12 protein-coding genes are annotated in these 16,053 nt (G+C 30.8%); 4 read left to right on the plus strand and 8 right to left on the minus strand.

The window, feature by feature from the left end; translation table 11 throughout:
* The 6 genes from Q4Q47_RS23730 to Q4Q47_RS15990 all read right to left on the minus strand — a co-directional run bounded on the left by Q4Q47_RS23730 (position 1) and on the right by Q4Q47_RS15990 (position 8,686).
* Entirely contained in the window at positions 1 to 951 is a 951-nt protein-coding gene (locus Q4Q47_RS23730) for a bifunctional helix-turn-helix transcriptional regulator/GNAT family N-acetyltransferase (protein WP_331497743.1), read from the minus strand.
* A gap of 175 nt (positions 952 to 1,126) precedes the next feature.
* Positions 1,127 to 2,884, minus strand: a complete 1,758-nt coding sequence (locus Q4Q47_RS15970; protein ID WP_303307636.1) for a hypothetical protein — start codon at positions 2,882 to 2,884, stop codon at positions 1,127 to 1,129.
* A 12-nt stretch (positions 2,885 to 2,896) separates the two neighbouring features.
* Entirely contained in the window at positions 2,897 to 4,099 is a 1,203-nt protein-coding gene (locus Q4Q47_RS15975; protein ID WP_303307637.1) for a DUF4249 domain-containing protein, read from the minus strand.
* 7 nt (positions 4,100 to 4,106) lie between these two features.
* Entirely contained in the window at positions 4,107 to 6,857 is a 2,751-nt protein-coding gene (locus tag Q4Q47_RS15980; protein WP_303307638.1) for a TonB-dependent receptor, read from the minus strand.
* A gap of 6 nt (positions 6,858 to 6,863) precedes the next feature.
* Positions 6,864 to 7,589, minus strand: coding sequence for a hypothetical protein (locus tag Q4Q47_RS15985; RefSeq protein WP_303307639.1), 726 nt, complete (start codon positions 7,587 to 7,589; stop codon positions 6,864 to 6,866).
* Between the two features lie 77 nt (positions 7,590 to 7,666).
* Positions 7,667 to 8,686 carry a formimidoylglutamase gene (locus tag Q4Q47_RS15990; protein ID WP_303307640.1) on the minus strand — a complete coding sequence of 340 codons (1,020 nt, stop codon included), beginning with the start codon at positions 8,684 to 8,686 and terminating at the stop codon, positions 7,667 to 7,669.
* Between the two features lie 111 nt (positions 8,687 to 8,797).
* Here Q4Q47_RS15990 and Q4Q47_RS15995 point away from each other — a divergent pair, with 111 nt between their 5' ends.
* Positions 8,798 to 9,682, plus strand: a complete 885-nt coding sequence (locus Q4Q47_RS15995) for a chromosome partitioning protein ParA (protein WP_303307641.1) — start codon at positions 8,798 to 8,800, stop codon at positions 9,680 to 9,682.
* A gap of 470 nt (positions 9,683 to 10,152) precedes the next feature.
* Positions 10,153 to 10,728 carry a Crp/Fnr family transcriptional regulator gene (locus tag Q4Q47_RS16000; RefSeq protein WP_303307642.1) on the plus strand — a complete coding sequence of 192 codons (576 nt, stop codon included), beginning with the start codon at positions 10,153 to 10,155 and terminating at the stop codon, positions 10,726 to 10,728.
* Positions 10,729 to 10,874: 146 nt separating this feature from the next.
* On the opposite strand, the gene fumC is transcribed toward Q4Q47_RS16000, so the two are convergent.
* Positions 10,875 to 12,272, minus strand: coding sequence for a class II fumarate hydratase (fumC, locus tag Q4Q47_RS16005; protein WP_303307643.1), 1,398 nt, complete (start codon positions 12,270 to 12,272; stop codon positions 10,875 to 10,877).
* Between the two features lie 211 nt (positions 12,273 to 12,483).
* On the opposite strand from fumC, the gene Q4Q47_RS16010 reads away from it, so the two are divergent.
* Positions 12,484 to 13,125, plus strand: coding sequence for a peroxiredoxin (locus Q4Q47_RS16010; RefSeq protein ID WP_303307644.1), 642 nt, complete (start codon positions 12,484 to 12,486; stop codon positions 13,123 to 13,125).
* Between the two features lie 93 nt (positions 13,126 to 13,218).
* On the plus strand, positions 13,219 to 13,395 hold the full coding sequence (locus Q4Q47_RS16015) for a hypothetical protein (protein ID WP_162880248.1): 177 nt from the start codon (positions 13,219 to 13,221) through the stop codon (positions 13,393 to 13,395).
* Between the two features lie 168 nt (positions 13,396 to 13,563).
* Here the strand turns inward: Q4Q47_RS16015 and Q4Q47_RS16020 are convergent, their stop codons facing one another.
* The gene (locus tag Q4Q47_RS16020; RefSeq protein ID WP_303307645.1) at positions 13,564 to 16,005 is read right to left on the minus strand and encodes a TonB-dependent receptor domain-containing protein; all 2,442 of its coding nucleotides are present in this window, start codon (positions 16,003 to 16,005) and stop codon (positions 13,564 to 13,566) included.
* Positions 16,006 to 16,053 lie beyond the last annotated feature (48 nt).

The following is a 16,053-nucleotide window of genomic DNA, read 5'->3' on the forward strand; positions in this document are numbered from 1 at the left end:
TTAAAACGTTAATTCCATTTTAATATCACTTCGTTTATATGGTGTATTAGGTTCTAACGGTTTCTCTATGAATCCATATTTTTTGTATATATAAATGGCATTTTCTAAAGTTGTATTTGAATAGAGTATAAGGCTAGGAAGACCAATAGACTTTGCAAAATCAATACAGTGTTGCATAAGCTGTTGGCCAATTTTATAACCTTGATGTTTAGGAGAAACAGCCATTTTTGTTAACTCAAAAAGCCCAGCATTACCTATAGGCATAAGCGCAACGGTTCCAACAATCTGGTTATTAAGTTTCGCAAAAAATATATGACCACCTTTATTAATAATGTATTGTTCAGGTTTGCTTAAAACTTCTTCATCATAGGGTTCTATATAAAAAAATGTTTTCAACCATTCAACATTTAGCTCATAAAAGTCTTTAGCGAATTTTTTATTAAAAGAAATAATTTCAAGGGCTTTTGTTGTATTCATTTTAACATCATTAATGATTGCATTACTAAAACTTTTAGCGTTAAGTTTATTTTCCAAAATATTTAAATGTTCTATTAAGGAAGAAGAACTTTCCAAAGTATATTCTTTAATCACTTTATCAATACTTTTCCAGATAGGTTTTAATTTTTTTAATGTGTGGTGTCCTTTATCTGATAGATGAATTATTTTTTTTCGTTTATCTAATTTGTCTGATTGATAGATAATCAAACCCTTATCGTTTAGTTTATTTATAGCCTGAGTTATGGCGGGTTGTGTAAATTGTAAAGCGTTTTGTATTTCAGAATTTGTCACCCCTTTTTTGTTAGCTATTATTTTAAATATCGGAAACAGGTAGGGATCAAAATCTACATTAAAATGATTGTAAACTAATTGTGTTTCTTTCATCATATATTCACTCACCCTTTTAAGTCTGGATCCTAATCCTAATTCACCATAACCACGTAATGCATCCATAATATTAATATTTATATAAGTGCTTATGTAAATATACAATAATTATTTAAAAAAAACATGTCGTTGTTATAAATTGATTTAAGTAGGGGATGCCTTTGTTAACCCAATATATTACAAGTAAGAGTAAATTATTAAAAAGAGGAAAGAATTTACTTTATTAATCCTAACTCTAGTTTTACTTAACACTTATAGTTTCTTTTAAAGAAATAGGTATACCTCCTTTGGTAAAACCTTCTATACTGATTTGGTAGTCACCAACATAATCTGAGGTATAAAAAGTAACGGTGTTATCCTTTTTGTTTATCGTAAGGTTAGGGTTCCAGAGTAATTGACTTCTATAGTCAGGAATTCGTTTTAATGACTTCGTATCATCATATTCTTGATTAAAGTAATCCTTATTATCTTGAGGTCTTATAAGCGTGATGCTTTTAGTATAGTTACCTGAAATATTATTATTAAAATCACCTTTAAAGGTTTCTACAGAAATAATCCCCTTGAAAGTATGACCTCCATATTTATATTTTGTATTAATGACGCTTATTGTTTTTATTTTTCTTGCATCGTAAGAAACTAAGTCATCATGATTTAAAACTAAAAGACCGTCTGTAATAACTAAAATTGGTAAATTTTTATCATTGGGGTTTTCGTTTCTTAATCTAAATGTACTAACTCCTTTTTTTTCCTCAATCCAAACTTTATTAACTATTTCAACAATAGTTTCTTTAACGCTTTTAAAACGTGTATAGTCATCTAAATTATAAACGGTCTCTTGTCCGCTATAAAATGGTATGATACTTTCTTTTTGTTTCGTTTTATGTTTTTTAACATTATAATAGGCATTTTCTATTTGGTTATTTATGCTATGTTCTGTGATTAATTCTTTCATTTCAGAACTAATTTTAAAATCACTGAAAACAAGCCCGTCATAATTTACAGGCGGGTATTGATTTATTTTAATTTTATAGTTTTCATGTTCCTCATCTATAACTTGGAGATTAGCATTAAGAACCTCATAAGTCTTATCTAAATTAAAATAAAAAGTTCCGGAACTACTGGTAGTTGATGTTTTAAAAACAGGTTTTTTACCAGAAATAGACATACTCACAGTTTTATAAGGTATATTTTCATTAGTGTTTTTCATAAAAACGGTGCCACTAATTAATTCTCCCCGGAGTTCTGGCAGATAAATAGGTTTTTTATCTGATAAAGTTTTCGATTTTATAATGTTAGAATAAATGTGTTCAAATGAATTAGCACTTGGTTGATTGGGAGTCGTTATAGAATCTTTTTTTCTTACTGAAATCGAATAACTACCAAATAAGGCTTCATTCATCAAGGTTTTAATGTTTAAAATAACTTTTTCTCTTTTAGAAAAATTTCTTGCATTTATGTCTAAATGTATATGTTTATTGGTATTATCTATTTTATTTTCACTTGAATGATACGTTTCATTGGTAATAGAATTTGGTGCTTTTATATGAATTGAATTTTGATTTTTGAGAAACGGATTAATAATGCTAACATCGCTCTGGAAAAAATAACGATTCCCAACATTTTTCATCCATTGGGTATATGCTATTAGTTTATAATTTCCAGTAGGGACAGATGTTGGTATAAAGAAATCGCCTTGTCCTACACCAGATTCTAAACTGATTTTATGTTTGAAAACGAAATTTTTATCCACTCCAATTAATTCAATATAAGCCATTTTGCTTAGGTCACTCAGTTCTTTTGTTTGAGAATTAATGTTGTAAATTTTATAAAAGAAATAATCCCCGGAAAATAAAAGCGACGCATTATAATGAACAAATATTTTTTCTTGAGGTATCTTGTTATATATCGCTGTTTGATCTTCGTTAAGTAAAGTTTGTCCACTAGTTAAGTAGATGTTACTAAAAAAGAAAACTATTATTATTGAGAAATATTTTTGCATTTTATATATAAATTAATCTATCCAAAACTCAGGAACCACATTAGTTCCAATGGTTGTACAATCTCCACATTCCGGAATAACTAAGACATAAGGCCCTCCATTTGGAACTACAGGCGGCGATCCAAAAATGTAATTTTGTCTGTAATATTTAAAACTTCCTGCTTGAATAGCTTTAATTAAAGAAATGTCACTGTCATTATCAAGCGGTGCGAAAAAGTCGCAGGCTACGAAATAAGGAGGAAGACGTTGTGCGGTTGAAAAAAGATCTCGAAAATTAAAAAATACTCGTTTGCTCGAGACCGAAGATACATCAAAGAACCCTAGCACTTTTTCATTAGGGTTCTTTTCTGAAAATATGTTACTACTTATAAATCCGGGTTGATTCTGAGAGAGGAGACTTTCTGAGCCTGATAGCTCCTTAAGTGTTTTAAAGTACGTATACGATTCCAACGATTGTACATATTGTTTTATCAAAACGCTATACCGGTGCGTAATTATAGGGTTATCTACCGGAATAAATCTAACGAGTTTTTGCGTTACACGATCTTCAGAAAAACCACTGGTTTCTGTTTGGATAATACCAGTAGACAATGCGCTACCATAACAAACCTTTTCTTCTTTAATTCTTGGAGTTAGTCCAACTTCTGTAGGGGATACAACGATAGCGTCGAACCTATTCCAGAAGGGAGCTACTATTTTATAGGTTTCTTCATATTCATAGCGGTAATATCTGGAATTTCCAGAAGAATCAAAACTATTTGCAAATACGCCAACTCCCAAAACACCATCTTCATTAGTTTCTACTGCAATATTAACATCTCCTATTTGGGTTTCACTTGTTAAAGGTAATGGGTTGGATGTATATGAATCACCAGCTCCAGTTGTTACAAATAACTGATAGGTATTGCCAGTTTCTGCTGCAAATTCTGATGTAGAAATATATTTGCCAGGAGTATCTTCATTAAAATTATATACGTTTTGTGAGGCATCAATAATTTTTACTTCAGCATTAATTTCGGGAGAAGGTTCGTCTTTATCTAGGTCAAATGTTCTTGATAAGTTTATTTGATGATGCTTAAGTTCATTTGTTATAATTGCTTCAATTACTATGGCATTTTCTAATACATTACTATCAACATCAATAGGATCTATACAACTATTAATTAGAACATTTATTAAAATCATATAAATAATATGAGGCTTTGCTTTTTTCATAAACTAATTAAAACTTTAAGTTGTAGGTTATTGTTGGTACTGGAATAGCAAAAATTGAGCTTTGATAAGCTTGAATTTTACCATTTTCTGTTACAAAGAATACCGAATATGGATTGTTTCTACCTAATACATTATAAACTGAAATATTCCAAAAACTATGAGCCAGTTTTTTAATTTTATGGTTTCCTTCAATATTTAATCCCAGATCTAACCTATAGTAATCCGGAATTCTAAATTCATTACGATCACTATATAAAACACGCTCTACACCATTTAAAATATAGCTACCCGTAGGAAATGTTACAGGTCTTCCAGTTTGATAGGTAAAGTTGGATGATAAACTAAAGCGTTTGGTTAGTTTATAATTTGTTACCAGGCTTATGTCATGAGGTTTATCATAATTAGCAGGAAAGAAACTACCTCCATTAACCTGTTCTTCGGGAAATTCACTTGCTAATTTAATAAAAGATCTCGAGTAAGTGTATCCTAACCAACCATTAAGCCTTCCTTTCGTTTTTCTCATTAAAAATTCAATACCATAGGCTTTTCCTTTACCTTGTAACACTTCTGTTTCAATAGTTTCATTTAGTATTAAATCAGCGCCCACTTTATAATCAAGAATGTTTTTAGACTTTTTATAATAACCTTCTATACTAAATTCATAAGGGCTTATATTTTTATAAATACCCAAAGAAAATTGAGTTGCTTGCTGGGGCTTAATGTTTGTATCAGATAGTCTCCATGTATCTGTTGGGGACACCGTAGTGTTATTAGTTAGGGTATGAATGTATTGATACGTTGTATTAATCCCCCCTTTTATCGATAGATCTGGACCTAAAAAATATCTTGCAGACATTCTAAACTCAGGACCTCCATAGGTTTTAATAACTTCATTTTTACCAAATTCTTTAGTTTCTAACAAAGAACCAATATTTCTGGGTGAATTATCCTGATAAATACGCTGCTCGGCTTCTCCAAGTGCTGCATACATAGAATATCGTATGCCTAAATTAAGTAATAGTTTCTTGTTTAGTTCAAAATTGCCTGAAAGATATAGCGCAGATTCCAAAGCACTTTCCTTAGGGATTTCAACAGCGTTAACAATAGACTCAGTCCCTTTAGGATTAATACTCCCTGGGTTTATTGTATATAATTTGCTGGCCATACCATAATCAAACTTATATTTTTTGTTCATAAGGTATTTCATCCTTATTTTAAACTCGGTTTCGTTTACACGGTAACCTAAATCGAAATTTTTATCAAGATTACCATCAAGTTCAATATTAAATTTATACTGACTGTTAGAAACTATAAAATTACCAAGGTGTTTTTCATTAAAAGTATGATCCCATTTAAGAGACATAAGTCTGTTACTATAACTAAATAAAGAATCGGATGTAATACTAAAAGCATCTTTACTATAGTAACCAGTGGCTTCTATAGTGTTATTCTCATTTATTTTATGGTGATATTTTCCAACGAGATCGTAAAAAGAGGCTTGACTATTTTTTAAAGATTTGTCATCCAATGATTTTAAAATCCATCCAGAATAAGTACCTCTGGCTCCAACCATCAAAGAAGACTTGTTTTTAACTACAGGTATTTCCATTGAAACATTACTGGTCACTGGTCCGATAGAGGCTTCGGCTGAAAGTTTTTCGGTATTGCCATTTTTAGTTTTAATATCAAAAACAGAAGAGAGCCTCCCTCCAAATTCACTTGGAATATTGCCTTTATAAATATTGACATCTCCAGACGTAAATGGGTTTAGAGCAGAAAAGATTCCAAAAAAATGAGAAGGGTTATAAAGTACGCCGTTATCTAATAATATAAGGTTTTGGTCTTCTTTTCCACCTCTAACATTGTAACCAGAAGCACCTTCGCCGGCTGTTTTTATACCTGGAAGGGTCGTGGCAACTTTTAAAATATCCCGCTCTCCCAAAACAAGAGGGACAGTCTTTATTTCTTTGGTTTTTATTTGTAAAACTCCCGTTAAAGCTTCTTTAACATTTTTATCCCTGTTTGCTTCAATAAGGATTTCGTCTAAAACCTCAATTTCGTCTTTTAAATTAAAATTAAAACGACCATTACTATACATTATAATTCTTTTTCTAGAACCAGAAAGTCCCATACCTTGCGTTTCAATATAATTTACACCATACGGTAAATTGATTCTATAATAACCATTTTCGTCAGTTTGTGTACTTATTTTTTTGTCAGTAGTCACTATGACTAAATTGGCAATAGGAGCCTTAGTTTTTGTATTCTTTGCATATCCGGATAGGGTATAAGTTTGTTGTTTCGACCTACCGTTCTCTTTTCCAATTCTTACTGTTTGATCGAAGTCATTTTCAGATACGGAAGGATTGGTATATAATATTGGTGATGCGTATTCTTCTGTAGAAGAATTAGTTTCCGTATCATTAAAAAAGTCTTTAGGTAGCGTACTATTAATTAAACTATTCTGCGTTAAGATAATATTGTTATCTGAGGTTATATAATAATTAATATCCGTTGAGCCAAAGATATCATTTAATATATGTTTTATAGAAACATTATTATATTGAGCGGAAAGCTGCATATCATCTATCCATTCTTCAAGGAAGAAAAAACGATAATTAGTTAGCTCTTCGATACGTTTTATAATGTCATGTTTACTTAAATTTTCATATTGCAATGAAATTTTTTGATCGTTTTGGTTTTGTGAAAAAGAAAAATTAAAGCTTAAAACACATAAGATTATTATAGTATATTTCATTGATCCCTATGTTGTTTTTAATAAATTGTTCAAATATCCCATTAGATTAACCAGAAATTTGTCATAGTTGAATCTCATTAAAACTCTATTTTTTTTATAAAACGCATTAATGGCTTTTTTTTGTTCGGGAAACAATTGTATTAGATTTTTTTTAGAATTTATACTGGAAATTTTATCTTTATAATGGATCAAAAATTCGTTTTTATAAATAAAAGCACTGTAAGCAAATCTATCGTTTCTCCGTTGTTGAATATTTTTTATATGTTTTTTGAATAGGGATAAATTCTGATTACGAGATAAAACTTCGTAAAAACCTTTGTAGCTATCAGAAGTGGCCATTGATACTAATTGACTTTTATTTATAAATCGATGGTTGTCAATTTGAAAACTTTCAATATGTTCTTTTAGTAATTGAATAGCGAAATAACCATTTTTATTCGTTAGCTTAATAATTAATTCATGACTATGAATATCATATTTCATAGGAATGTCATAGTAAGGTTGTCCATCGTAAACAACATATCCAGGCAAAAATTGTTTCGTCAAAAAATATTGATTGTTATCTTCTATGGTCCTATACTTTTCCTTGAATTCAATACCATTAAGTAAATTTGTATTACTTATGTCTATGATAGAGTCAAACCATTTATAATAGGTGCTTATGCTTGATTCATTTTGAGCATAAAAATTAAAAGAATTAAGGAAAATGGATAATAAAGCGAAGTATTTCAAAGTTTCTGAATTAGTCAGAACTAAAATACTACATTTATTAAATTATTAGCTGTCAATTAACTTTTTTTTAGAAAAAATTAATTCTTATGAGCTTTAATAAAATCGGTAATTAAATAGGAGATGAGTTTACCAACCATAATGTTTGTTTTTTTATTAGGAGCGGCTTCACAAATGTGTAAATAACAGGCATTATCTTGTTTGGCAAAAAAGCTTAAAAATCGTCTGGCTTTGTTAACGCTAAAACCACTAGGAGTGATGGCACTACTCGGAATGTTTTCGATTGCATCACAGTCTATTTCTATACCAAATGGTGTATTAGAAATATGATTCAAAGCACGTTCTAATTCTTCTTTAAATTCTAATTCTTTTCTAATTTCTAAAGATTCAAAGGTATTGTATTCTATAGATTTTAATTTATTCAAGGTCTTAAATAATTTATCCGAAGTGTAATTTTCGTGTAAACCGAAAATAAAATAGTTTTTTAAAAATCCTTCTGCGTAGGCGTAGCTAAATCCATTTCCGCTATGCCTCCCTTCCTCTGATCTAAAATCAGAATGTGCATCAAAATTAATAACATTAATCGGTTTGTTTAGTGCTAAAGATGTGCCCTTAATATTTCCATAGGCATTGTTATGTCCGCCTCCAATAATGATTGGTTTTTTTCCAGCTAAAATTATTTGGTTTATAATATATGTTACATGGTTATCAATCTTTGAAACTATTTTTCTGGCTTTTAAAATATCCTTTTTCTTAGAAAGATCTAACCTTGAAGCTTCTGATATTTCCGAAGAAAAGTCAAGATGTCCCAAAATTAAAACTTTGTCAGCCTGTGTATACTGGTTGCTTTGAATGTTTAACAAAACTTTAAGGGTAGCGTTCCACGCCTTTGAAGTTCCTGATTTTCCGTGATTTGCAAGCACTCCAACATCCTCGGGTAAACCAATTATTACATACATAACATCCAAATTTTTAAGTTGTTCGTATATATTGGAAATGCTGGTTAATATTTTAGTATATTGACCAAATTTGGATTCACCAAGGCGTTTGTTTAATAATTTATTTCGTGAAGAATTTTTAAATAAAACTAGTTTATCCATTTGAGTAAATAAATTTTTGAGCACTAAAAATACATCATTATTTATTTATGGCATTTAAAAAAATAAACTATTAAAATTAGAATAACACTAAATTTTTAAAAACAAGTAATTATGGAAAACAGCAAGAGTAATATGGGGCTTAAAGTAGGATTAGGAATTGCATTAGTTTTATTTTTAGGAACTGGGTTTTATACAATGAACTTGTATAAGAGCAGTAATCAGATACAAAAAGACTTAACTGAAGAAAAGCAATTGGTTATGAACGATTTAAACGCTATGGCAAAACAATATGATGTGGCTATTAGTGAAAATGATGTAGCAAACAAAAACTTAACAGACGCTAGATCTCGTATTCAAGGTTTAATAGACTCCTTAAAAATTTCTGAAACAAACGTAAGAAGTTTATGGAGGTATAAAAAGAAGTACCAGTCTTTACAAAAAGAAATGGATGTATTATTAGCGCAAAATGATTCTTTAAGAGTTGAAAACTCGTATTTAGCAACGTCTTTAGACAGTACTCGTGTGCGTTTAGAGGAGCGTAATATGTTTACTGATTCTTTATTAGTTCAAAACAATGCTTTAGCTGAAGTTGTTGAAAATGCAGCAGTTTTAAATACAGTTGGTTTAAAAGGGTTTGGAGTTATTGAAAGAACTTCTGGTAAATTAATACCGACAGAGAGAGCTACTCGTACAGATAAAATTAGAGTATGTTTTACTGTTGCTAAAAATGGATTAGTTCAAGCTGGAGACCAAGAATTATATGTGCAGGTTATAGATCCTAAAAACAATACTTTGGGTTTAAATGCGCAAGTTCAGTTTAATGACAAAACATTAAGTTATAGTATTATTAGTAAGTTTAACTATGAGAATGCTAGTCTTAATATATGTGAATTTGTAGCATCAAAAGGAAAAAATAGTTTTGAAAAAGGACGTTATATTGTAAATGTTTTTAACGAAAAAGATTTAGTTTCAAGCTCTGAATTTACTTTAAAGTAAATTATATATAACACTTAAGAGCAAAGAGGTCGTCTAAAAAGTAATTTTTAGGCGATTTTTTTTTGCATTAAATTTAGTTTTATAAAAGTATATAGAGACCATGCATAGTCTAGGTCTTAATGTGTTTGGATATAATTGGTTTTACTTATAGTCTAAAAGAATAGGAAAAAACGTTAGTTAAGCTAAAAATTTAACCTACAAAAAAATGCTATTGTGATTTGTCATAAAAAATAACTTTCATAGAATAATCTGCTCTGAGTTGTCAAAAAGGAGATAGAATGGTGCATCTAAACAAGTTTATTTGCTAATTATAGAGAAATTAATAGATAATGGCGAAGAAGGTGTTATTTTAGAATATACTGAAATACTACTTATATTAATAGACTAACCGACTTTTCAGTATATTCTAAAACGACACAATTACAATGTGCGTTCCAAATGTGTTTGAGGCAACTTTAAAACTATAAAAGATGGATCCCAATGTGATTTTTTTAAATTCTTTTTTGGATGTTTCGGAAGAAACATTTAATAAACTTGCAAGTATATCAACATTTAAAAAAATTGAAAAAGGTGTTCAAATAGACCGCCCTGGAGAGATTCCTAGTAAAATTTATATGCTTGTATCTGGAATTATACGAGCTTACCTTAGTTCTGAAACAGGAAAAGAGTTCAATAAGAATTTTTTTATGCCTTTTAGTTTTGTTGGATCACTTACGGCTTTGATTAAAAAAGCACCTTCTAAGTTAACTTACGAAACACTTACAGCATGTAAAGTATACGAAGTAAATTTCGAAGAAATCACAAAACTTTGCAGTGAAGATATTCATATTAGTAACCTGTATAGCAAAGTTTTAGAACGTATTTTTATTAGATATGAAGAACGGCAATTGGAGTTTATTTCTATGGATGCAACAGAGAGGTATTTAAAATTAAGAAAGAAAATATCTAGAGTAGATGATTTAATTCCACAATATCATATCGCTTCATATTTGAGTATAACACCAGTGCAATTAAGTAGAATTAGAAAAAAAATTGATGGCAATTAACATTTGTTAATTATCATTCTTATGTTAAATTATATCTTTGAAAAGATTTCCTTTTAATTGTAAAATAAAAGGATTGATAGCTAACCAACCAAAAAAAAACAGGTAATATAATTACCTGTTTTTTTATATAGTGTATTAATCCAAATTTATTTTAAGCTCCCAACCATGTTTTCTGGCTTCACCCAAGCATCATAATCTTCAGCAGTAACATAGCCTAAATTAACAGCTTCTTCTTTTAAAGTTGTGCCATTTTTATGTGCAGTATTAGCAATCTCAGCAGCTTTATAATAACCAATTTTTGTATTCAAAGCTGTTACAAGCATTAAAGAATTGTTTAATAATTTAGTAATAACTTCTTTATTGGGTTCTATACCTATAGCGCAATTCAAATCAAAACTAACACAAGCATCACCAATTAATTGTGCAGAATGTAAAACGTTTGCAGCCATTACAGGTTTAAATACATTCAATTCGTAATGTCCTTGCAGACCACCAACAGATATTGCCACATCGTTACCCATAACTTGAGCACAGACCATGGTTAAGGCTTCACATTGAGTTGGATTCACTTTTCCAGGCATAATAGAACTTCCAGGCTCGTTGGCTGGGATAATAATTTCTCCAATGCCAGAACGAGGCCCTGAAGCCATCATTCTAACATCATTAGCGATTTTATTTAAAGAAACAGCCAATTGTTTTAATGCACCATGAGTTTCTACCAAAGCATCATGAGCAGCTAAAGCTTCGAACTTATTTGGAGCTGTTACAAATGGTAAATTTGTAAACTCTGCAATATATTCTGCGACACGCTTGCTATATCCTTTAGGGGTGTTTAATCCTGTTCCAACCGCAGTACCACCTAGTGCTAATTCACTTAAATGTGGTAAGGTGTTTTCTAAGGCTTTAATACCATAATCTAATTGGGCAACATAACCGGATAACTCTTGCCCAAGTGTAAGCGGTGTCGCATCCATTAAATGAGTACGCCCAATTTTCACAACGGCTTTAAAATCGTCTGATTTCTTTTTTAAAGTATCGCGTAATTGTTTTACCCCAGGTATTGTAGTTTCTACCACTTTTTTATATGCAGCTATATGCATACCAGTAGGGAAGGTGTCGTTAGAAGATTGTGATTTGTTAACATCGTCATTTGGTTGAATCGTTTTTTCTCCTTCTCCAATGACCTTTCCTGCTATTTGATGCGCTCTATTGGCAATCACCTCATTAACATTCATATTACTTTGAGTTCCCGAACCCGTTTGCCATATAACTAAAGGAAATTGATCATCATGTTTACCTTCTAATATTTCTTCGCAAACATTAGCGATTAAATCACGTTTTTCAACAGACAAAACGCCAAGTTCGCTATTCGTATATGCCGCCGCTTTTTTTAGATACGCAAACCCGTAAATTATTTCTAATGGCATAGAAGCAGAAGTTCCAATTTTAAAATTGTTTCTTGATCGTTCAGTTTGAGCTCCCCAAAGCTTATCAGCAGGAACTTTAACCTCACCCATAGTATCTTTCTCTATTCTGTAACTCATCTCTTTAATGATTAAATTTAAGTTACAAAGTTAATCGTTTTAAGATGCTTTTTAATATGATATATGTTAGTTTTTTAAAGACTTTTTTAACACTGACCTAACACGGTTATTTAAAATAGATATTGTAAAAGTTGTATCTTGTAAAGGATTAGAAAAAATGGAATATCCATCCATACAAAATTAATTTTATAAACACTTAAAAATCATAATTATGGCAGCAATTAGATTAGGGGACGTCGCTCCAAATTTCACAGCAGAATCAACGGAGGGGACTATAGGTTTTCATGATTGGCTAGGAGATAGTTGGGGCGTTTTGTTTTCACACCCAGCAGATTATACCCCCGTTTGTACTACCGAATTGGGAACAGTAGCAAAATACAAAGCAGAATTTGATAAGCGCAATGTAAAAGTTGTAGCTCTTAGTGTAGATGGTATCGATTCACACCATGGGTGGATTAATGATATTAACGAAACACAAGAAACAACAGTTAACTTTCCTATTATAGCAGATGAAGATAGAAAAGTATCTGAGTTATACGATATGATTCACCCTAATGCGGATAGTAATTTAACAGTACGATCTGTTTTTGTTATTGGAAATGATAAAAAAGTAAAATTAACCATAACGTATCCAGCTTCAACCGGGAGAAATTTTGATGAATTATTACGTGTTATCGATTCTCTACAGTTAACAGCATATCACAAAGTGGCAACTCCAGCAAATTGGAATAATGGAGACGATTGCGTTGTTGTTCCTGCTGTTGAAACAAAAGACATTCCAGACATCTTCCCAAAAGGTTTTAAGGAAGTGAAGCCTTATTTAAGAATGACACCACAACCCAATTTAAATTAAAGCGTATCCTTAATAAATTTTAATTTGATATTGTGTAACAAATAGCTTTGCATTATCTTTGCATAAGATTTTTTAAAAGACACACTTACAATTATGTTTGATTTTGATCAATATTTAGGATTTTTAGCTTTTTTAACCATACTAACTATAGGATTTTGGTTAATGATATTCTTATTAACTTTTGTTATTCCTTATTGGATAGGAGGTTCTTTAATTGAAAGATTAAAAGAAATTAGAGAAGAGAAAAAAGCAAAACGTCAAAATTCATAACATTATTTGATAATCTATATGAATAAAAAAAGGAAGCTAAATTAGCTTCCTTTTTTTATGCTTTGTTGTCATTCATTCTGAGGAGTGCCTAAGCGCGACGTGAGAATCTGCCTGTCCATTTTATTGATTTTGATTTGAGTTGGTAATACCACATGAGAAATGGTATTATTACATTTCTACACCACCGTTACCATCAAAACCACCATTGCGTTCTTGTTTTTTCTGTTGGTTAAACCTATAAGTAAAAGATAAGTTATATGTACGGCCTCCTCTAAATTGAATCTCTTGATCTGCAGTGAACGTTTCTGCTGTAATATGATTTTTGAAAATATTGCTATTGAATAAATCTCGAATATTAAACGCTACAGAAGCTTTTTCTTTAAATAGGTCTTTACTAAATGCCAGGTTAGTAGTTAGCCTACCTTTTCTATTATTTTGTGCATCTTCACTCGGACCTCTATAATTTATATTAGTTTGCCAGTCTACTTTATAAGGCAGTGTTAATTTGTTGGTTAATCTGGCTGACCAAGTTAAATTGTTTGCTTCTAAATTAACGCCATTAAAGCTACCATCCCTTTCAAATTTAAAAATGTTAAAATCGGTGTTAATACGCCATTTTCTAGATGGACTATAATTCAAATTAAATTCAAAACCATAACGGTTATCGGTTGCTAAATTTACAGGCCCCCTTTCAATAACTGGAAATTCTTCACCTTCTATAATAACAGTTTCACCAGTTCTTCTACTCACAAAGGTCATCACATTTGTAGAATAAGCATAGTATAAGGCTGAGCTCAATGTAAATTTATTAAACTTATTTAAATACCCCAATTCAAACCTATCGGTGTATGTCGGGTCTAAATCTGGATTACCTTGAAATACATTAGTTATACTCGATCTAGAAGGAAAAGGATTTAACATAAAACCTCTGGGTCTTCTTAATCTTCGGTTATAACCTATGGTAACGCTTTCATCGTCGCTTATTTCATAATTTAGATTAACAGTAGGGAATAAGCCAGTAAGGTTTTTTCTTTTAAAGTCACCAGAGGTAGGTTGATCTATGGTTGTTTTCGTATTTTCAAGACGTAACCCTAGTAGATATGAAAATTTATCTATTTTGCTACCAAACTGAACATACGCAGCGGTTAAATATTGTTTGAAATTAAAAATATTGGTAAGATTTTTATTTGCTTCAAACTCATTGGTGTTTACATTTAATGTATCTACTCTAAAATCAGTTGAATTGTTACTAAAATCGCCACGGTATCCTATTTCAAATTGACTCTTTTCACCAATAGGTAAAACGTAATCACTTTGTAATAATATTTGTGTTTGATCTTCAAAATTAGCGACCATTTCGGTCTCTATACCATTAAGGTTTATTATCGAATTTTTGTCATTATTGGTGTTTTCATATTGAAAATCGAAGGTTAATTTATGATCACTATCCTTAAAATTTTTCATGAAATTGGCAGCATACTGTATCGTTTCGTTATCTCCTATTTCTGGATTTAACCTGAGACTTCTAGTAGTCGTACCTGTATTTTTATCTAATTGTATGAGGTTATTAACAGAACGATCATCATTATTGTTATTACTATATACTACAGATGTAGTTAATGAAGCTGAATCATTTATATACCATTCTAATCCCGTATTGGTATTTATGCCTTTTTGTATATCTGTCCAGTTTCTTTTTTCATCTAAATCAGGCGTGTTTATATCATTATATTTAACATTGTTGTACCAGTGACCTATGCGTTCATTATATCTATATGTGGTCGTGCTAAAAAAATTGATATCTCCAGTTCTGTAGTTTATATTTCCTGAAAGACCAGCTGCATCTGGATGTCCGACATTAGCTGTTACAGAACCATTAAGTCCTTGTAATTTACTGCGACGTAAAATAATATTTAAGATACCCGCAGTTCCTTCAGCTTCATATCTGGCAGAAGGAGATGTTATAACTTCTACTTTTTGAATAGATTCAGCAGGGAGTTGCCTTAGTGCATCAGTTGAGCTTAAGCCAACCAAGCCTGAAGGCTTACCGTTTATAAGGATACGAACATTGTCATTTCCTCTTAGCGCTACATTGCCTTCTCCGTCTACAGAAACTGATGGTACATTATCCAAAACATCACTAACGGAGCCACCACTAACGGTAAGGTCTTTTCCAACATTGTATATTTTCTTATCGAGTTTTATTTCAACAGTAGTGCGTTCAGCTATTATTTCAACTTCATCAAGCGATTCTAGATCAATTTCTAAAGAAAAGACTCCGAGGTTTATATTGGATGTGATTTTTTTGTTTAGAATTGTTTGTGTTATAAACGAAATATATTCAATTGAAATATCGTAGGTACCTTTAGGAACGGGAATACTAAACGCTCCATTAATATCAGTAATACCGCCAGCTACAATTCTGTTTTTACGTTTATTAAAAAATGAAATTGTCGCATATTCAAGAGGGTCTTTAGTCTCTTTATCGAGTACTTTACCAGTTATTATAACATCCTTTTGTATTATTGATTCCGTATTGTTTTTTGGTTGCGCATAAGTCGCGAGGATGCTCAGCAAAAACATCAGACTAGTTGAAATAAATTTGTTCATTAATTACGTTTACTATTTAAACAGTAAAAGTAACTTAAGGTTTAATGA

Origin of the sequence: Flavivirga spongiicola (genome assembly GCF_030540825.1) — a bacterium.
GTDB lineage: Bacteria > Bacteroidota > Bacteroidia > Flavobacteriales > Flavobacteriaceae > Flavivirga > Flavivirga spongiicola.